Genomic DNA, 17,381 nt, shown 5'->3' on the forward strand with positions numbered 1-17,381 from the left:
GAAAACGGTGAAACACCGCACAGGCCGCAGGCTATACGACTGGCACAACATGCCAAGTCATGCGATGCTGCCCGAGCACTAGACGCCCTGCCAGCCAGCTCTGGTCGGCGTGGCAATCGTTGCGAGGAAGCAACGGTGAAAAACAAAAACAACATGAAGAGGCTTCATATGCGTAAACCGGATCTCGCTGCAGCTATCGCTGACAAGGCTGACCTGACCAAAGACCAGGCAAATCGAGTACTTAACGCTGTTCTTGATGAAATCACCCAGGCACTGAGCCGCAAAGACACCGTTACTCTGGTGGGCTTTGGCACTTTTCTGCAACGCCACCGTGGTGCCCGCACGGGTAAAAACCCGCAAACCGGTGCTCCCGTCGATATCAAGGCCAGCAATACTGTTTCCTTCAAGCCGGGCAAGAGCCTGAAAGAATCAATCAACTGAGATATGGCCGACGTGTGGGTGGCCCCTTTTTTGCGGGGGCCGCCTGCGCAATCAGTGCGCCATGGCCAAACTTTGCCCGGTCAGGGCGTTGGGCATAACGCTCATTGCGGCTACATCAGCCGTGCTGGTACTGGGTGACCAGCAGCCGCAGCGCTTCCCGCGCATCCAGAACCTTGTGAACCACCTCAGACGCTTTTTCGCTACTCAATTCCAGACGCGCCAGTAACGCTTCAGGTATCGGCATTGGCGCGCCTTCGCCAATATTCTGCTCCTGGAGAAGCGCCTGGGCGAGATACACGAGGTTGGCATACACGTGATCCTCACCAGCGTAATCGGGATCGTGCTGATAGCGCATCGCTGTGGAAATTTCCGAAGGCATATCCCAGAAACGCATCAGCCAGCTACCGATCTGATCGCGAGTCACACCCAATAGATGCTGGTCGATCAGATGTGGCTGCACATGTGGGTTGGCTTCCTGGTGGCGACAGATGGTATGGAAATAGGGCGGAAAGATATAGGCGAGAACCAGGTAGCCGAAATTGTGCAGCAAACCGGCAAGGTAATTCAGGCCTAGCTCGGGCCGCTTGTTGCGCGGTATGGCCTTGGCCAGTCCTTCGATCACTGCCGCGCTATAGATCGCCTGCTCCCAGTAGCCGGTAGCGCCCTCAGGTGCGTCCTTGGGGAGCGTGAAAGTCTTGCCTAGCGCAAGGCCAACCGCCAGGTTGATGACGAGGTCGAATCCAAGCACCCGTCCGATGGCATCCTCCACAGAGCGTATCTTGCCGGGCGCCGCGTAGAAGGGCGATGAGGCCCAGCTGACGACCTGAGCAGCAAGGCTGGGGTCGGTTTCCACCAGATCCGCCAACTCCATGAGATCGGCATCGGGTTTGCTGCGCAGTTTCATGATTTTCTGTGCGGTGGCAGGCAGCGGGGGGATCTCGATGGTTTCTTCCAGCCGCTGACGCATGCGCAGGGCGGTGAAGTTGCTGACCGCACGGCTCAGATCCTGTCCGTCCTGGGCAGGATCCGCAGATAGGCTGTTCAGCCCATCCAGGGGTACTGCAAAATGGGCTGCGCTGGCTTTTGACAATAGCAGGTGCGCGGATTTCTGGTCGAGCTCAAGGCTCCAGCCGGCCAGCCCACTATCCAGCCACAGGCTTTGCTGCGCCAGTAGACTCTGCTCCACGATGCAGGGGGAACTGAACAGAATGGGCAAGCCGGGCAGCTGGTTGAGCTGATGCTTGGCGAGAATCCGCTGCAGTTGGGCCGCGCGCACCGGCTCAAGCTCCCGGCCGAGAAGTGCTCCGGCTTTTTTCAGGTCCAGCAGGTGGTCAGTCGGAAAGAGCGCCAGTACGGTACCTATCGAATCGCAGAGAAGGCAGGCCTGTACCTGTTGCTTGCCGGGAACTGTGTGTGGTGTCGGTCGCAACTTGTAATCTATGGCCTGTTGCTGAAGTAATTTCTCGATCAGGTGGGGCAGGCCTGCGCTGGTTTCCGGGGTAGGAGCAGAACTGTTCATCGGCAGGTTCCTTTATTGTTCAGCGTTCACCGACGCGAACTGCCTTGGCGTCTTGGTGAACCTGGATCGTCTGTTTAGGCTATCGGGATATTAGCACGGGCGCATACAAGGTGCTTCTTACAGGGGCGTGCATCGGATCACACTCGGGCGAACTGCTGGCCCACAGCCAGCCATCGATCAATCAGCGGCTGACACTGTTGCGGGTACTGCTGTTGCATCAGACTGGCTGCTTCCTGCACCCGTGGTAGTAGATCGGCATCGCGTAGCAGGTCGGCAACCCGGAACTGCACCACCCCGGTTTGACGGGTGCCCAGTACTTCACCAGGTCCGCGCAGTTGCAGATCCTTTTCTGCGATCACAAAGCCATCGGTGCTTTCACGCATTATACCCAGCCGCTCGCGACCAAGATGTGACAGGGGCGCGTGGTAAAGCAGAACACAGTGGCTGGCCGTGCTGCCCCGTCCAACTCGGCCACGCAGCTGATGCAGTTGCGCCAGCCCGAGTCGCTCGGGATTTTCGATTACCATCAGGCTGGCATTGGGAACATCCACCCCGACCTCAATGACAGTGGTGGCCACCAGCAGGTGCAGATCACCACCTTTGAAGGCTGCCATGATCTCGGCCTTTTCCATCGGTTTCATGCGACCGTGAATCAAACCGATGGAAAGTTGCGGAAGGCTTTCACAGAGCATCTCCCATGTGCCTTCGGCAGCCTGAGCTTGCAACTGCTCTGACTCCTCGATCAACGTACAGACCCAGTAGGCTTGGCGTCCCTCGGCGCAGCCCATCTTGACCCGCTCGATTACTTCCTCGCGACGGCTGTCGGACACCAGAACGGTATTTACCGGCGTGCGGCCGGGTGGTAACTCATCCAGTACCGAGGTATCCAGGTCTGCGTAGGCGCTCATTGCCAGCGTGCGTGGTATTGGTGTGGCGGTCATGATCAACTGATGGGGTGAGAACTGTCCGGCAGCACCCTTGTCGCGCAAAGCCAGGCGCTGCTGCACGCCAAAGCGGTGCTGTTCGTCGATGATTGCCAGCCCCAGGTTGTGGAATTGTACTTCCCCCTGAAACAGCGCATGGGTACCAACCACCATGGCTGCATCGCCGGTCTCGATCATCTGCAGCTGGTTCTGACGCGTCTTGCCCTTGAGTTTGCCCGCCAGCCAGGCTACGGATATACCCAGCGGTGCGAGCCAGGCGCTGAAATTGTTGAAATGCTGCTCGGCGAGAATTTCGGTAGGTGCCATCAGCGCTACCTGCCAGCCTGCTTCCAATGCCTGCAGTGCGGCCATCGCCGCTACCAAGGTCTTGCCGGAGCCAACATCGCCCTGAATCAGGCGCAGCATGGGTTGGCGCTGTTGCAGGTCGCGGGCAATTTCGCTGCCTACGCGTTGCTGGGCGCCGGTCAGGTTAAAGCCCAGTCGCGCCAGAAACAGCCCAGCCAGCTCCTTGCCGGGGGGCATCGCCGGAGCCTCGTGGCTGCGGATCTGAGCGCGCAGGTTGAGCATGGCCAACTGATGGGCCAGCAGCTCTTCAAACGCAAGACGATGCTGGGCCCAGTGCCGGCCCTCTTCCAGTGCTTCAAGGTCAACTGAGGGTGGCGGGCGGTGCAGGGTATGAATGGCCTCGCGCAGGGGGGCCAGCTGATACTCTTCGAGTATGTTCGCAGGCAGTAACTCGGTGAGGCTGTTGCCCTGGTCCAGCCAGGCCAGTGCGGCCTCGCTCAGGCTGCGCAAACGTTGCTGTGACAGCCCTTCGGTGCTCGGATAGATGGGCGTCAGTGTTTCGGCGACCGGTAGCGGCGTTATGGAGTCGAGGCTCTGCAGTTCCGGGTGATAAATCTCCAACCCCGACGCGCCAGGCCTTACCTCGCCATAACAGCGCCACTGGCTGCCTCGCTCCAGGTTGGCTTTCAGCGCACCGGAAAAGTAATAGAAGCGCAGACTCAATCCACCGGTCCCGTCATGCAATCGGCAGAGCAGACTCCGACGCCGCCCCATGACCACGTCGGTACCCTGCACTGTGCCCTCGACCACGGCATCCATGCCTGGGCGAAGGGCGCCGATGGGGGTGACGCGTGTACGGTCCTGGTAGCGCAGTGGCAGGTGAAAGAGCACATCCTGCACGGAGCTGAGCCCAAGCTTGTGCAGTTTCTCGGCCAAAGCCGGGCCAACGCCCTTGAACACCGTCAGCGCGGTTTTCTCGGGCATGTTCAGGGGGCCTGGCACGGCTTACTTGCGCGTTTTCGGCTGGCCGACCGAGCACAGCCGGATGGAATCGCTGAGAATTTCGATCGCCTTGGGTCGTGGGAAACTGGCGCGCCAGGCGATGGCCACGGTGCGGTAGGGCGCGGGCGTCTTGAATGCCTTGGTGACCAGCAGCTCGGAACTGTAATAGCGATCGTCCGCCGCGGACATTGGCAGCACTGTCATGCCAATGCCGGATGCGACCATATGCCTGATGGTCTCCAGTGAACTGGACTCGACTGTGGTATGACGGGTCTGTTCATCGCTCTTGCGTATGGTCGGGCAAGCCTCGAGTACCTGGTCACGGAAACAATGGCCCTCGCCCAATAGCAGTAACTTGTTGTCGTCCAGTTCTTCCAGGCTCACGCTGTCACGCTGGGCCCAGGGGTGATTGGCTGGAATAAGCAGGCTGAAAGGTTCGTCGTACAAGGGACGAGTCAGTACATCCGGTTCATTGAATGGCAGTGCGATGATAATGGCATCCAGATCACCGTTGCGCAGCTTGTCACGCAGGACGTGGGTAAAGTTTTCTTCGATATACAGCGGCATTTCCGGTGCCACGTTATGTAGCTGTGGTACCAGATGCGGGAACATGTATGGCCCGATAGTGTAGATTGCCCCTACCTTCAAGGGTGCAGAGAGCTGATTCTTGCCGGCAGTTGCCAGTTCCCGAATGGTCAGCGCCTCTTCGAGCACCTTTTGTGCCTGGGCGACAATGCGCTCGCCGATCGGGGTAACCCGCACGGCGCTCTTGCTGCGCTCGAAAATCATCACGCCTAGCTCGTCCTCCAGCTTCTTTACCCCCACGCTGAGTGTCGGCTGGGATACATGGCAACGCTCGGCGGCGTGGCCAAAATGCTGTTCCTGGGCCAGGGTAACGATGTAGCGCAGTTCGGTCAGGGTCATGGCGTATATACTGTTCCGGTGTTTAATCTGCCCAGCATAGCGGGTTGATCGATAGAGGAAAACAATCAGATGAAACAGGTAGTGATAGCAGGATGTGGCGATCTAGGTACGGCTCTGGGCCTGCGCCTCAGGCAGCGTGGCTGGAAGGTGTTCGGCCTGCGCCGTGATACTTCGGCGTTGCCAGAGGGGATCGAGCCAATCATCGGCGATCTGACCTGCGTCGACAAACCGGAACAATGGCCAGACAAGGTCGATTATCTGGTCTACTGCCCGGCTGCGGGCAAACGCGATGCACAGCTGTATCAACAGCTCTACGTCCAGGGTCTGGAGCATGTCCTTGGCTGGTTGAAGCAGGGTCGCAAGTTGCCGCGGCACCTGCTGCAAATCTCCAGTACCGGGGTCTATGCCCAGAAAGACGGCGAGTGGGTAACCGAGAACAGCCGAGCCCTGCCCGAATCCGCTACCGGTCAGGCGCTGCTGCAGGCCGAGGACGTGGCTCTGCGCTGTGGCTTTCCCGCGTCAGTGGTGCGCTTGGCAGGTATCTATGGCCCTGGTCGAAACAGGTTGATCGACCAGGTGCGCAACGGCCTGCACGTTCCGCTCGAGCCGCCCCAGTACAGCAACCGGATTCACCGCGACGACGCAGTAGCGCTGCTCGAGCATCTGTTGTTGGAGGCTGACAAGGACGAGTTGTTGGCACCTTGTTACCTTGGGGTGGATGACGAGCCGGCAAGCATGCATGAGGTGACCAGCTGGCTGGCTGAGCGGCTCGGCACGACGTTGCAGGAAAGTGGGCCGACGCCGGGTCGGGTCGGTAGCAAGCGCTGCAGCAACGCGCTGGCTCGCGAGAGCGGCTGGGCGCCCCGTTATCCGACTTTTCGCGAGGGGTATGGGGAGATGTTGCAAAGCGCCAGGCCCGACTAGGGATCAAAGCCGCCTATCCGTTGTCCGAATACTGTAGGTAAATCACCTGCTGCATCGACATACAGGAGAAAGCGTGATGAAAATCAACAAGACAGCTTCGGCACACTGGGAAGGCGATCTCAAGCAGGGCAAGGGCAGCATTTCTACCGAAAGCGGTGTGCTTGATGCGCAACCCTACGGTTTCAATACCCGGTTTGAAGGCGGCAAGGGCACCAATCCCGAAGAGCTGATTGGTGCAGCCCATGCTGGCTGCTTCTCGATGGCCTTCTCCATGCTGCTCGGTGAAGAGGGTTTCACGCCCGATGGCATCGATACCAAAGCGACAGTTACCCTGGAAAAACAGGATGACGGATTTGCCGTTACCGCAGTCCATCTGGACATGCGAGCGCGTATACCGGGTATCGACAAGGGGAAGTTCGAAGAGATCGCCAACAAGGCCAAGACGGGCTGTCCGATTTCCAAGCTGCTGAAAGCGGACATTACCCTGGATGCGGTTCTGGAAAGCTGAGTATTACTCAGCTGACAACCATAATGCCATCCATCTCTACCGGCACGCCCTTGGGCAGTGAAGCTACGCCAATGGCTGCGCGTGCCGGATAGGGCTGGCTGAAGTAACGCGCCATCACTTCGTTGACCAGGCTGAAGTGGCCCAGGTCGGTGAGGAAGATATTCAGTTTGACGATATCCTGCAGCGTACCGCCAGCCGCTTCGGCTACGGCGGTCAGGTTGTCGAACACCTGACAGATCTGCTGTTCCATTCCCTCGACCACTTCCATGGTCTCCGGGTCCAGTGGGATCTGACCTGACAGGTATACCGTGTTGCCTACCTTGATGGCCTGGGAATATGGACCAATGGCAGCAGGTGCCCGGTCACTGGTAATGACTTGCTTGTTCATTGAATCTCCGGAGTCGGATCAGTTTTTAAGGCGGGTGATGCGCATCACGCCGCTGAGGGCCCGTATGCGCTTGATCAATTGTGAGAGGTGCAGGCGGTCGCGGACCCGTACGACCAGTTGGACAACGCTGACACGCCCATCGCGCTCGTCGACACTTATCTTGTCGATACTCGCATCGGCCATGGTGATGCCGGTGGCCAGTTGAGCGATGATGCCGCGCTCGTTGACTAGCTCGACCTTCAATTCCACAGTGAATTCGCCGCTGACGTCCTTGTCCCACGTCAGGTGCAGAGTTTTTTCGTTGCTGTGACGATTCTCGGCCAGGTTGCTGCAGTTCTCCTGGTGGATCACCATACCCTTGCCAGATGACAAGTAGCCAACGATCGGGTCGCCGGGGATAGGATTGCAGCAGCGGGCAAAACTGACGACCAGGCCCTCGGTGCCCCGGATTGCCAGGGGCTTTTCCGCGGTGGACTCGGGCTCTGTGGCAGCCGGCTTTTTGGAAGCTGAGTCTGCAGAATCCACCGTGGGCTCGGTTGCCAGTAACCGACGGCCGACCACATAGGCCATGCGGTTTCCCAGTCCGATATCAGCCAGCAAGTCTTCCATCAGCTCCATCTTGCAGTCCTTGAGTACCTGCTTGATGTTGCTTTCGGGAATCGCCCCCAGGTTGGTATCAAAACTGGCCAGGACCTTGTCCAGGAGACGCTCGCCCAGAGCAATCGACTCGGAATGGCGCTGGTGCTTGAGAAAGTGGCGGATGTTGCTGCGCGCCTTGCCGGTAATCACGAAGCTCAGCCAGGCGGGATTGGGTCTGGCTCCGGGGGCGCGGATGACTTCGACCGTCTGGCCGCTTTCCAGAGGCTCGGACAGGGGCGCCAGGCGTCGATTGACCCTGCAGGCAATGCAACTGTTGCCGACATCAGTGTGCACCGCGTAGGCAAAATCGACCGGTGTAGAGCCCTTGGGCAATTCCATGATGCGACCCTTGGGGGTAAAGATGTAAACCTCGTCAGGGAACAGGTCGATCTTTACGTTCTCGATGAACTCCAGCGAATTGCCGGCATTCTGCTGCAGTTCGAGTACGCCCTTGAGCCATTGACGGGTGCGGGCATGGTGACCGTTGATCACCTCGTCCTTGGACTTGTAGACCCAGTGTGCGGCAATACCATTGTTGGCCATCTCTTCCATTTCCTCGGTACGGATCTGGATCTCGATGGGCACACCATGCATGCCGAAGAGGGTCGTGTGCAGCGACTGGTAACCGTTCGCCTTGGGTATGGCGATATAATCCTTGAAACGTCCCGGGAAGGGCTTGTACAGACTGTGAATCGCACCGAGTACGCGGTAGCAGGTGTCGGGCTTGTCGACGATGATCCGGAAGGCATATACGTCCATGATCTCGTGGAACGCCTTACGCTTGCCGCGCATCTTCTGGTAGATACCGAACAGGTGCTTCTCGCGGCCCATGACCTTGCCGGGCAGGCCCTCGCGCTCCAGGCAGTTCTGCAGGGAGTCGAGAATCTTGTTGAGCAGTTCCTTGCGATTGCCTCGGGCGGCACGCACAGCGCGGTGAATCAGGTCCGAACGCATCGGATGCATGGCCTTGAAGCCCAGATCCTCGAACTCGGTACTCAGACTATGCATACCTAGGCGATTGGCAATCGGCGCATAGATCTCCAGGGTTTCCTTGGCGATCCGCCGGCGTTTTTCCGGGGCCAGGGCGCCGAGGGTGCGCATGTTGTGCAAGCGGTCAGCCAACTTGACCAGGATTACGCGAATGTCGCGGGCCATGGCCAGCGCCATCTTCTGGAAGTTCTCGGCCTGGGCTTCAGCCTTGGTCTCGAAGGTCATTTGCGTGAGTTTGCTGACACCGTCGACCAGTTCGGCTACGGTTTCGCCAAACTGGGTAACCAGAGCGTCCTTGGGTATGCCGGTATCTTCAATCACGTCGTGCAACATGGCGGCCATCAGGCTCTGATGGTCCATGTGCATATCGGCCAGGATGTGGGCTACAGCCAGGGGATGGGTGACGTAGGCTTCACCGCTGCGCCGTGTTTGCCCATCGTGGGCCTGCTCGGCGTAATAATAAGCACGGCGGACCAGATTGATCTGGTCCGGCTCAAGATAGTTCTCCAGGCGCTCGGCGAACGCCTCGATGTCGGTCCCCATGCCGCCTGCGAGGTGCTCCGGCTGAAAACGCTCAGCGGAGGTCTCCACGCCCTTGGCGGGCGTGCGGGTCTGGCCTGACATCGACCGGCCCAAGGAATTACTCCTCCAGGTCGGATTCCATCGAGTACAGCGGCTCCTGCTGATCCTGAATCGCTTCCTGCGCCAGTATCTCGTTGGAAATCAGACCTGCAGCAATCTCCCGCAGTGCGACCACTGTGGGTTTGTCATTTTCCCAGGCAACCTTGGGCTCTTTGCCGCCGGTGGCTAGGAGGCGCGAACGCTTGGTGGCCAGCATGACCAGCTCAAAACGGTTTTCTACATTTTCCAGGCAGTCTTCAACGGTAACGCGGGCCATGGTGTACTCCGGTACGGCTTGACGATCAAAAACGACGGGCGCCCATATTATGAACGCAGGACCACGTAGTGTACTGAATCGGTCAGCACCATGACAAGAACTATGACAGCAGCGCTGTCAACAATCCCTTATGCAGCTCTTCCTGGTGGGCCACGCTCAAGCGAGCGCAGCGCAGAATTGATTTGAGATCGTCCAGGGCGGTATTGAAGTCATCGTTGATGACCAGGTAATCATATTCGACGTAATGGCTGATCTCGTCCACGGCCAGTGCCATGCGCCCCTCAATCACGCTTTCTTCATCCTGCCCGCGGTTGGTCAGGCGCTCACGCAGTGTTGCCCGGGAAGGCGGCAGAATGAATATGGAGCGCGAATCGGGCATTGCCCTGCGGACCTGCTGCGCGCCCTGCCAGTCGATTTCCAGAATAAGGTCGTTCCCCTGCGCCAGGGTTTTCTCTACCGTACTTTGCGAGGTGCCGTACAGATTGCCGAATACCTCGGCGTGCTCGAGAAAGTCGCCCTGGGTCACCTGGGCAAGAAACTGATCGCGACTGGTGAAGTGGTAGTTGACGCCGTCTATTTCCCCCTGGCGCATGGCGCGCGTGGTGTGGGAGACAGATACCCGCAGATTGTCGAGCTGGTCGATCAGGGCCTTGACCAGGCTGGTCTTGCCGGCGCCAGAGGGGGCGGAGACGATATACAGGGTGCCGGTGGCATGAGTCATTGGTCAGGATGTCCTGAAGATTAACGGCTAGAATGGATGCCACGATTATAGGGACATTGAGTCCTGCCGTCATGTTGCGTTGCTGACGGCCCCGAGGAGAAACAGCATGTTTTCGAAGTGGCAGTGGTTGGTTACCCGGATTGCCCACACACTCTGGGTGCGCGCTGCACTGTTTGCTTTGCTGGGTATTGCGGCAGCGCTGATTGCCGCGGCGCTGCAGGGTAGCCTGCCGATCCAGCTGGATCTCAAGCTTGGCGAGAACGCGGTGGGAACCATTCTGGAGATCCTTGCCTCCAGTATGCTTGCGGTAACCACCTTTTCACTCAGTGTCATGGTCATGGCCTATGGAGCAGCGACCAATAATGTGACACCACGGGCAACACGCCTGTTGATGCAGGACACCACCACGCAGAACGTACTGGGTACCTTCATCGGCACCTTCTTGTTCAGTCTCGTGGGCATAACCGCCCTGAGTACCGAAACCTACGATGAGCGTGGCAGGGCGATCCTGTTTCTGGTCACCCTGGTGGTGATCCTGCTGGTGGTGGTGACTATCCTGCGCTGGATTCAGCATTTGTCCCATTTTGGCCGGGTCGGCGATACCACCGGGCGGGTCGAGGCCGTGACGCTGGAGGCGTTGAAAGATCGCGTATGCCACCCGGGTCTGGGTGGCATCCCAATGAAAGCTGCCGACTTCTCGCCTCCGGCCTCCGCTCGCCCGATCCATACGCAATCCACGGGTCTTGTGCAGCACCTGGACATGGTCGAACTGTCTGAACTGGCAGAGGAGAACGATTGGGAAGTCTGGGTGGCGACATTGCCTGGTGCTTTTGTCAGCAGTCCGCGGCCGCTCGCCTGGGTGGCGGGAGCCGAAGGGGATGCGGCAGACGAAAAGATACGCAAGGTATTTACCCTGGGCAACGACAGGTCTTTCGATCAGGATCCGCGGTTCGGTCTGTCCGTGCTCGCGGAAATCGCTTCCCGGGCGCTCTCGCCAGCGGTCAACGATCCTGGCACCGCTATTGATGTGCTGGGCCGTGCGGTGAGAATTCTGTCCTACTATTCGCAACAGAGTATGGGTGAGCGAGAGTGCGCGCCTATTTATTCTCGGATCAAGGTACCCCGGCTCGAGCTGCACGATCTGTTCGACGACATGTTCGCACCTATAGCCAGAGACGGCGCAAGCCTGATCGAAGTACAGCTACGTCTGCAAAAGGGCTTGCTACTACTGGCAGGGCAGGGCCCGGAGCTGGCTATTTGCGCGCATCGCCAGGCTCTGCTGGCATTGAAGCATGCCGAGGCGGGAATGACTCTGGAGGAAGATCGGCAACGTCTGCGCGAACTGGTGGCGGGTTACCAAGGGGGCTGATGGGCCCCTCTGGCGTTATTCTATGTTCTGGACCTGCTCGCGCATCTGCTCGATATAGACCTTCAGATCAACGGCTGCCTGGGTGCTGCGACTGTCAATCGCCTTGGAACCGAGGGTGTTGGCTTCGCGGTTGAATTCCTGCATCAGGAAATCCAGGCGTCGTCCCATGGCCTTGGTGCCAGACAGTATATGACGTGCCTCCGCGACATGGGTGTCGAGCCGGTCGAGCTCCTCGGCAACATCCATTTTCTGCGCCAGTAATACCAGTTCCTGCTCGATGCGGGTGGTGTCCAGTTCCAGGCGGGCCTCGTTGAAGCGATCGATCAGCTTCTGCCGATACGCTGTGAGCAGGCCGGGCATCATCTCACGCAGGCTGGCGACCCTCTCACTTATTGCCTCCAACCGTTCTTCCAGGAGTCTTTTCAGCTCGCTGCCCTCCCGTGCTCTCTGCGTCTTCAGGGCGGTCACCGCGTCCTCGAACAGGGCGCTGGCCTGAGGAATCAACTGGCCGTCGTCCATCTTGCTACCGGCGAGCACGCCGGGCCAGGCGAGCACCTCAAGCGGATTCACCTGGCAGGGGGCGTCCATCTGCTGGCTGATGCGTCGGGCTGCGGTGAGCAGTTGGTCAATTAGCGGCTGGTTGACCTGCAATGTGCTGTCGCTGCCCGCTGACGGATTGAAGCGCAGGGTGACTTCCAGCTTGCCGCGGGCGAATTCCTTGCGCAGACGTTCGCGCAAGGGCCCTTCAAGTGAGCGAAAGCTCTCTGGCAAGCGCAGACTGGGCTCCAGAAAGCGATGATTGACCGAGCGAATTTCCCAGGCGAGGTTGCCCTGATCTGTGCTCAGCTCGCAGCGTGAGAATGCCGTCATGCTGTAAACCATCGGTTGGCCTCCTGGCGCACTAGAATAATTGAAGCCGCATTCTACTCCGGTGGAGACGCAGGTGTCGCCCGCTTGGCTTGACCCGTATAATCCGGGGACACATACCCGCAGTACAAGGATTCCAAGATGAAACGACCCAGTGGCCGCGAAGCCAACCAGATGCGTCAGGTAACACTGACCCGCCATTACACCAAACATGCCGAGGGGTCGGTTCTGGTCGAATTTGGCGATACCAAGGTGATCTGTACCGTGAGTGTCGAGGCTGGCGTGCCACGCTTCCTGCGCGGCTCAGGTCAGGGCTGGATAACCGCCGAATACGGCATGCTGCCGCGTTCAACCGGCTCGCGCATGCAGCGTGAAGCCAGCCGAGGCAAGCAAGGCGGGCGTACCCTCGAGATCCAGCGGCTGATTGGTCGCTCCCTGCGCGCCGCGATTGACCTGAAAAGCCTGGGCGAGAACACCCTGTATATCGATTGCGATGTCATCCAGGCCGACGGTGGCACCCGCACAGCCTCGATCACCGGCGCCTGTGTGGCTCTGGTCGACGCCCTGCGCATCATGAAGCAGCGCGGCGCCATCAAGAAAATGCCTGAAGTGCAGATGATCTCTGCAATCTCCGTGGGTATTTACCAGGGTGAGCCCGTGCTCGATCTGGACTATCTTGAAGACTCTGCCGCGGAAACCGATCTGAACGTCGTGGTCACTGACAAGGGCGGTTTTATCGAGGTGCAGGGCACCGCTGAGGGCTCACCCTTCAGCCCTGACGAACTGAATGCCATGCTGGCGCTCGCCAGGCAGGGCGTTGATCAGTTGTTTGCCATGCAATTGGCGGCGCTGGAAGACTGAGGTCGGCCGATCAGGCTGGCAGGTCCTTTAACGGAACAGGGAGTAGCGCAACATGATTGAACCAACCCAGCCTATCGCAGAGCCGGGCATCCCCGGCCCCGAAGCCCGCAAATGGGCTCTGATTGCTCATCTGTCAGGTTTTCTCGGCTGTCTGATCCCGTTCGGTAGCCTGATCGGCCCACTGCTGGTGTGGCAATTGAAAAAGGATCAGGACGTTTTTATTGATGATCAGGGCAAGGAAGCCATGAACTTCCAGATCAGCGTGGCGCTTGCCTCGCTGCTTTGCGTATTGCTGATGGTCATCGTGATCGGGTTCTTGTTGATCTGGGTAGTCATCATCGGGGCAGTGATTCTGATGATCATTGCGGCGATCAAGGCCAACGAAGGTAAGGCTTACCGGTATCCGTTCTGCTGGCGGATCATTAAGTAGCGGCAAGCGGCAAGCGGCAAGCTACAAGCAACCCACGTGGACGCAGCTTTCGACTTCGTTCTGGCACAGGCTTGATGGGATGCAGGTCCAGGCGCCAAGCTTTATTCCCTTGAAGCTTGAAGCTTGAAGCTTGAAGCTTGCGGCTTAGATGCTCAGCGTCCAGTCGTAATCGATAATCACCGGCGCATGCTGTGAAAAGCGTGCGTCCCGGGGTATACGTGCGTCTCGGACGAAGCGGCGCAGGCCCGGGGTGAGTATCTGATAGTCGAAGCGCAGACCGAGGTTGAGACTCTCCGCCTGTTCGCTATCAGGCCACCAGCTGTACAGCTCGGCTTCGCGGGTGACTTCACGTAAGGCATCCACGTAGCCCAGGTTGCCGAAGATCTCATCCATCCACGCCCGCTCAGGTGCCATGAAGCCGGGCTCGTTCTGGCAGTCGCGCCAGTTCTTCACGTCCAGTTTCAGGTGTGATGTATACAGCGAGCCACAGTAGATGAACTCCCGGCGCTTGCGGCGCTGCTTGTTCAGATAGCCGGTGAAGTCGTTCATGAACTTGAATTTCTGGTTCAGTTCGGCGTCGCCGCCCCGTCCGGAAGGCAGCAGCAGGCAACCAATGCTGACCTTGTCGAAGTCGGCTTGAACGTAGCGGCCGTAGCGGTCGGCCAGTTCGAAGTCCAGGCCCATGATAATCGCCTTCGGGGCTGTACGGGTGTAGATCGCCACGCCGCCCTGACTGGGAACCTCGGCTTCGAAACAATACTGCCAATAGTCGTCCAGCCAGTATTTATCCTGCTCCAGTTCGGGCGCGGTGACCCGGATATCCTGCAGGCAGATCACGTCGGCATCCTGTGTGCGTAACCAGTCGAACAGGCCCCGGGCTGCCGCCGCCTCGATGCCGTTGACGTTCAGACTGATGATTCGCATACATAGCTCCCCCAAAATCGAAAGTGTATGATACCCGAGCCAGCATTTATTTTGTAAAGAAGAGGAACCGGATGCACGAATTTCAGCGCGAGTTCATACGTTTTGCCCTGGACCGCGAGGTTCTGCGTTTTGGTGAGTTTACCCTGAAGTCCGGCCGCAAGAGCCCGTACTTCTTCAATGCCGGTCTATTCAACACCGGATCGGCGCTCAGCCGGCTCGGGCGATTCTATGCGCAGGCTTTCGTGCACAGCTCGGTTGGTGAGGTGGACGTCATATTCGGACCTGCCTACAAGGGCATCCCATTGGCAGCCGTGACAGCGGTGGCGCTTGCTGATAGTTTTGATCGCAATATGCCATACTGCTTCAACCGCAAGGAAGCCAAGGATCACGGCGAAGGCGGGAGTCTGGTTGGCGCTCCGCTCAAAGGACGGGTATTGATCATTGATGATGTGATAACGGCGGGCACAGCTGTGCGCGAGGTCATGCAGATCATCAAGGCAGCGGGTGCCACTCCGGCAGCGGTCATGATCGCGCTGGATCGCCAGGAACGGGGTCAGGGCGAACTGTCTGCCATTCAGGAGGTCGAGCGCGATTTCGACATTCCGGTCGTCAGTATCGTTTCCCTGGAACAGGTTTTGAGCTTCCTCGAAGAGGATGCCGAGTTGCGTCACCATCTGCCGGCGGTAGAAGCCTATCGTGCGGAGTATGGTATCAAGGCGAAGTAGTCCTGACGGATTCGACCTTCGCCAAGTAACCGGAGTTATCGGCTCCAAGCAAGAGTTACCGTTTATGCTTAGGTCGTTTTGTTTGATTGTCGTCGCAACTGTCGGGCTTTCGCTACCGGCACAGGCTCAGTTGTACCGCTATCTGGATGAAAATGGCGTGACTGTTCTCGACAGTCGTGTGCCGGCTGAGTACGTCAAACACGGTTATGAGGTGCTCGATAGTCACGGTCGGGTTGTGGATACAGTAGCTGCGGCGCCCACTCCCAAGGAGTTGGCTGAGGTGCGTGCGGCACGGGCGGAGCAAGAGCGCCAGCTGCAGGAAGATAAAACCCTGTTGCGACTGTACAGCAGTGTGCCGGACCTGAAGCGTGCCAGGGGGCGTCAGCTGGAGCAGATCGAGAATTTGATTGCTGCTACCCGAACCAACATAGCGGTCCTGCAAGGTCAGCGCGAGGAGCTACAAAGTCGCGCAGCCGCCCAGCAGCGTGCCGGTCGTGAGGTGGAGGAGTCGATACTGCTGGAAATCACCCATGTGGATGCCGAGATGGACCGACTGGAGCGTCTGATTGCCGCAAAACAGCAGGAGATCGAAGCTGTTCATGCAACTTTCGAGCAAAGGCGCGCCAGACTCGAGCAACTGCTGAAGCGCTGATCCCCTGCCTCTTTCAGGCGGTTACACCCTCCGGCATCAAGCGTTCAAAAGAGACGACCGCCTCGCGGAATACCTGCGGGATTGGTGAAGGCCGGCGAGTGCTCTGGTCAGCATGTACGTAGACAATTTCCCCGTTGACCAGCAGTTCCTCATCGCGATAGATCCCGATCAGAAACTGCATGCTCGAATTGCCCAGGCGCGCAATGCGTACATGAACGTCGAGCATATCGTCGAAGCGGGCTGGCGAGCGATACTCCAGCAGGGTCTTCACAGCAAAGAAATCACTGCCATTGGCCCCTGTCTCCCCGCTGTAGGTCTGACCCATGGCGCGAAAGTACTCAGTGATGCCCACATCGGCAAAGGTCAGATAGTGTCCGTTGAAAACGATGCCTTGCATGTCGGCCTCGGCCCAGCGAACGCGTAGCGCGTGGCTGAAGCGGAAATCATCCGGTTGCATGGGTTATATGGCTCCCTTGTTGTTGGTAATCAGCGTACCGACACCGGTATCGGTAAAGATTTCCAGCAGAATGGCATTGGGAACCCGCCCGTCCACGATAATCGCGCTGCTCACGCCACCCTGCACTGCATCAAGGGCGCAGCGGATCTTTGGTAGCATGCCGCCATAAATGGTGCCATCAGCAATCAGAGCGTCAACCTGGGCGGTAGTCAGCCCTGTCAATACGTTGCCCGCCTTATCCATCAGCCCGGCTATGTTTGTCAGCAGCATGAGCTTTTCAGCCTGCAGCGCCTCGGCGACTTTGCCGGCTACCAGGTCGGCATTGATATTGTACGAGGCGCCGTCGGCGCCAACGCCTATAGGGGCGATAACCGGGATGTAATCATCGGAGACCAGTCGGTTGATCAGCCGCGTGTTGATCTCGACCACCTCGCCAACATGACCGATATCGATTATTTCCGGCTTGTCGAGCCCCTGGGTGTTCACGCTCACCTTGAGTTTGCGTGCCTTGATCAGCCCTGCGTCCTTGCCGGTGAGGCCGATGGCGCTGCCACCATGCTGATTGATCAGGTTGACGATGTCCTTGTTGACCTGGCCGCCGAGTACCATTTCTACCACATCCATGGTCTGGGTATCAGTCACGCGCATACCGTCGACAAAGCGGCTTTCGATATTGAGCCGCTTGAGCAGGTCACCGATCTGCGGGCCGCCCCCGTGGACGACGACCGGGTTGATGCCAACCGTCTTCATCAGCACGATGTCACGGGCGAAGCTGTTCTTCAGCTCGTCGCTTTCCATCGCGTTTCCGCCGTACTTGATGACAATGGTCTTGCCAGTGAAGCGCTGAATGTAAGGCAGTGCTTCGGTCAATACCCGGGATACCTGGGTGGCAGCGTCGCGACTCAACATGGTG

19 protein-coding genes are annotated in these 17,381 nt (G+C 58.6%); 8 read left to right on the forward strand and 11 right to left on the reverse strand.

Annotated features, from left to right (window positions below):
* Nucleotides 1-168: 168 nt before the first annotated feature.
* Nucleotides 169-441, forward strand: coding sequence for an HU family DNA-binding protein (locus FZF01_RS02540; protein ID WP_150276516.1), 273 nt, complete (start codon nucleotides 169-171; stop codon nucleotides 439-441).
* A gap of 115 nt (nucleotides 442-556) precedes the next feature.
* On the opposite strand, the gene FZF01_RS02545 is transcribed toward FZF01_RS02540, so the two are convergent.
* The 3 genes from FZF01_RS02545 to FZF01_RS02555 all read right to left on the reverse strand — a co-directional run bounded on the left by FZF01_RS02545 (nucleotide 557) and on the right by FZF01_RS02555 (nucleotide 5,115).
* Complete coding sequence (locus FZF01_RS02545; RefSeq protein ID WP_150276517.1) at nucleotides 557-1,960, reverse strand: aminoacyl-tRNA deacylase and HDOD domain-containing protein; 1,404 nt, start codon at nucleotides 1,958-1,960, stop codon at nucleotides 557-559.
* A 137-nt stretch (nucleotides 1,961-2,097) separates the two neighbouring features.
* Complete coding sequence (recG, locus tag FZF01_RS02550; protein ID WP_150276518.1) at nucleotides 2,098-4,173, reverse strand: ATP-dependent DNA helicase RecG; 2,076 nt, start codon at nucleotides 4,171-4,173, stop codon at nucleotides 2,098-2,100.
* A 21-nt stretch (nucleotides 4,174-4,194) separates the two neighbouring features.
* Nucleotides 4,195-5,115, reverse strand: a complete 921-nt coding sequence (locus FZF01_RS02555) for a hydrogen peroxide-inducible genes activator (RefSeq protein WP_150276519.1) — start codon at nucleotides 5,113-5,115, stop codon at nucleotides 4,195-4,197.
* 69 nt (nucleotides 5,116-5,184) lie between these two features.
* On the opposite strand from FZF01_RS02555, the gene FZF01_RS02560 reads away from it, so the two are divergent.
* Entirely contained in the window at nucleotides 5,185-6,039 is an 855-nt protein-coding gene (locus tag FZF01_RS02560; RefSeq protein ID WP_150276520.1) for an NAD-dependent epimerase/dehydratase family protein, read from the forward strand.
* Between the two features lie 76 nt (nucleotides 6,040-6,115).
* A complete protein-coding gene (locus FZF01_RS02565) occupies nucleotides 6,116-6,547 on the forward strand; it encodes an OsmC family protein (RefSeq protein WP_150276521.1) in 432 nt (143 codons plus the stop codon).
* 7 nt (nucleotides 6,548-6,554) lie between these two features.
* Here FZF01_RS02565 and FZF01_RS02570 read toward each other — a convergent pair whose 3' ends face one another.
* From FZF01_RS02570 to gmk, 4 genes are all read right to left on the reverse strand, one after another.
* Nucleotides 6,555-6,935: a RidA family protein gene (locus tag FZF01_RS02570; protein ID WP_150276522.1), complete on the reverse strand. Its 381-nt coding sequence runs from the start codon at nucleotides 6,933-6,935 to the stop codon at nucleotides 6,555-6,557.
* 18 nt (nucleotides 6,936-6,953) lie between these two features.
* The gene (gene spoT, locus FZF01_RS02575) at nucleotides 6,954-9,107 is read right to left on the reverse strand and encodes a bifunctional GTP diphosphokinase/guanosine-3',5'-bis pyrophosphate 3'-pyrophosphohydrolase (RefSeq protein WP_150276730.1); all 2,154 of its coding nucleotides are present in this window, start codon (nucleotides 9,105-9,107) and stop codon (nucleotides 6,954-6,956) included.
* A gap of 97 nt (nucleotides 9,108-9,204) precedes the next feature.
* A complete protein-coding gene (gene rpoZ, locus FZF01_RS02580) occupies nucleotides 9,205-9,462 on the reverse strand; it encodes a DNA-directed RNA polymerase subunit omega (RefSeq protein WP_150276523.1) in 258 nt (85 codons plus the stop codon).
* Nucleotides 9,463-9,562: 100 nt separating this feature from the next.
* Nucleotides 9,563-10,183 (reverse strand): guanylate kinase, encoded by a 621-nt coding sequence (gmk, locus tag FZF01_RS02585; RefSeq protein WP_150276524.1) that lies wholly within the window; start codon nucleotides 10,181-10,183, stop codon nucleotides 9,563-9,565.
* A 106-nt stretch (nucleotides 10,184-10,289) separates the two neighbouring features.
* On the opposite strand from gmk, the gene FZF01_RS02590 reads away from it, so the two are divergent.
* Nucleotides 10,290-11,552 (forward strand): DUF2254 domain-containing protein, encoded by a 1,263-nt coding sequence (locus tag FZF01_RS02590; RefSeq protein WP_150276525.1) that lies wholly within the window; start codon nucleotides 10,290-10,292, stop codon nucleotides 11,550-11,552.
* 15 nt (nucleotides 11,553-11,567) lie between these two features.
* On the opposite strand, the gene FZF01_RS02595 is transcribed toward FZF01_RS02590, so the two are convergent.
* Nucleotides 11,568-12,434 carry a YicC/YloC family endoribonuclease gene (locus FZF01_RS02595; protein WP_150276526.1) on the reverse strand — a complete coding sequence of 289 codons (867 nt, stop codon included), beginning with the start codon at nucleotides 12,432-12,434 and terminating at the stop codon, nucleotides 11,568-11,570.
* A 126-nt stretch (nucleotides 12,435-12,560) separates the two neighbouring features.
* On the opposite strand from FZF01_RS02595, the gene rph reads away from it, so the two are divergent.
* Nucleotides 12,561-13,280 carry a ribonuclease PH gene (gene rph / locus FZF01_RS02600; RefSeq protein WP_150276527.1) on the forward strand — a complete coding sequence of 240 codons (720 nt, stop codon included), beginning with the start codon at nucleotides 12,561-12,563 and terminating at the stop codon, nucleotides 13,278-13,280.
* A gap of 52 nt (nucleotides 13,281-13,332) precedes the next feature.
* Nucleotides 13,333-13,710: a DUF4870 domain-containing protein gene (locus tag FZF01_RS02605; RefSeq protein ID WP_150276528.1), complete on the forward strand. Its 378-nt coding sequence runs from the start codon at nucleotides 13,333-13,335 to the stop codon at nucleotides 13,708-13,710.
* Between the two features lie 144 nt (nucleotides 13,711-13,854).
* Here the strand turns inward: FZF01_RS02605 and FZF01_RS02610 are convergent, their stop codons facing one another.
* Nucleotides 13,855-14,634 carry an exodeoxyribonuclease III gene (locus FZF01_RS02610; protein ID WP_150276529.1) on the reverse strand — a complete coding sequence of 260 codons (780 nt, stop codon included), beginning with the start codon at nucleotides 14,632-14,634 and terminating at the stop codon, nucleotides 13,855-13,857.
* A 71-nt stretch (nucleotides 14,635-14,705) separates the two neighbouring features.
* On the opposite strand from FZF01_RS02610, the gene pyrE reads away from it, so the two are divergent.
* Both pyrE and FZF01_RS02620 read left to right on the forward strand, forming a co-directional pair.
* Entirely contained in the window at nucleotides 14,706-15,359 is a 654-nt protein-coding gene (gene pyrE, locus FZF01_RS02615; RefSeq protein ID WP_150276530.1) for an orotate phosphoribosyltransferase, read from the forward strand.
* A gap of 64 nt (nucleotides 15,360-15,423) precedes the next feature.
* Entirely contained in the window at nucleotides 15,424-16,011 is a 588-nt protein-coding gene (locus FZF01_RS02620) for a DUF4124 domain-containing protein (protein WP_188434348.1), read from the forward strand.
* 13 nt (nucleotides 16,012-16,024) lie between these two features.
* Here the strand turns inward: FZF01_RS02620 and FZF01_RS02625 are convergent, their stop codons facing one another.
* Both FZF01_RS02625 and argB read right to left on the reverse strand, forming a co-directional pair.
* Nucleotides 16,025-16,468, reverse strand: a complete 444-nt coding sequence (locus FZF01_RS02625) for an acyl-CoA thioesterase (protein WP_150276532.1) — start codon at nucleotides 16,466-16,468, stop codon at nucleotides 16,025-16,027.
* Between the two features lie 3 nt (nucleotides 16,469-16,471).
* Entirely contained in the window at nucleotides 16,472-17,377 is a 906-nt protein-coding gene (argB, locus tag FZF01_RS02630) for an acetylglutamate kinase (RefSeq protein ID WP_150276533.1), read from the reverse strand.
* Between the last annotated feature and the right edge of the window lie 4 nt (nucleotides 17,378-17,381).

It is taken from the genome of Halopseudomonas salina (assembly GCF_008641105.1).

Coding starts and splice junctions, on each gene's coding strand:
- pyrE (WP_150276530.1), top strand. CDS start 14,706: ATGCACGAATTTCAGCGCGAGTTCATACGTTTTGCCCTGGACCGCGAG.
- gmk (WP_150276524.1), bottom strand. CDS start 10,183: ATGACTCATGCCACCGGCACCCTGTATATCGTCTCCGCCCCCTCTGGC.
- FZF01_RS02560 (WP_150276520.1), top strand. CDS start 5,185: ATGAAACAGGTAGTGATAGCAGGATGTGGCGATCTAGGTACGGCTCTG.
- FZF01_RS02540 (WP_150276516.1), top strand. CDS start 169: ATGCGTAAACCGGATCTCGCTGCAGCTATCGCTGACAAGGCTGACCTG.
- FZF01_RS02545 (WP_150276517.1), bottom strand. CDS start 1,960: ATGAACAGTTCTGCTCCTACCCCGGAAACCAGCGCAGGCCTGCCCCAC.
- FZF01_RS02605 (WP_150276528.1), top strand. CDS start 13,333: ATGATTGAACCAACCCAGCCTATCGCAGAGCCGGGCATCCCCGGCCCC.
- FZF01_RS02625 (WP_150276532.1), bottom strand. CDS start 16,468: ATGCAACCGGATGATTTCCGCTTCAGCCACGCGCTACGCGTTCGCTGG.
- FZF01_RS02610 (WP_150276529.1), bottom strand. CDS start 14,634: ATGCGAATCATCAGTCTGAACGTCAACGGCATCGAGGCGGCGGCAGCC.
- rph (WP_150276527.1), top strand. CDS start 12,561: ATGAAACGACCCAGTGGCCGCGAAGCCAACCAGATGCGTCAGGTAACA.
- argB (WP_150276533.1), bottom strand. CDS start 17,377: ATGTTGAGTCGCGACGCTGCCACCCAGGTATCCCGGGTATTGACCGAA.
- FZF01_RS02620 (WP_188434348.1), top strand. CDS start 15,424: ATGCTTAGGTCGTTTTGTTTGATTGTCGTCGCAACTGTCGGGCTTTCG.
- spoT (WP_150276730.1), bottom strand. CDS start 9,107: ATGGGGACCGACATCGAGGCGTTCGCCGAGCGCCTGGAGAACTATCTT.
- FZF01_RS02595 (WP_150276526.1), bottom strand. CDS start 12,434: ATGGTTTACAGCATGACGGCATTCTCACGCTGCGAGCTGAGCACAGAT.
- FZF01_RS02590 (WP_150276525.1), top strand. CDS start 10,290: ATGTTTTCGAAGTGGCAGTGGTTGGTTACCCGGATTGCCCACACACTC.
- FZF01_RS02570 (WP_150276522.1), bottom strand. CDS start 6,935: ATGAACAAGCAAGTCATTACCAGTGACCGGGCACCTGCTGCCATTGGT.
- FZF01_RS02555 (WP_150276519.1), bottom strand. CDS start 5,115: ATGACCCTGACCGAACTGCGCTACATCGTTACCCTGGCCCAGGAACAG.
- recG (WP_150276518.1), bottom strand. CDS start 4,173: ATGCCCGAGAAAACCGCGCTGACGGTGTTCAAGGGCGTTGGCCCGGCT.
- rpoZ (WP_150276523.1), bottom strand. CDS start 9,462: ATGGCCCGCGTTACCGTTGAAGACTGCCTGGAAAATGTAGAAAACCGT.
- FZF01_RS02565 (WP_150276521.1), top strand. CDS start 6,116: ATGAAAATCAACAAGACAGCTTCGGCACACTGGGAAGGCGATCTCAAG.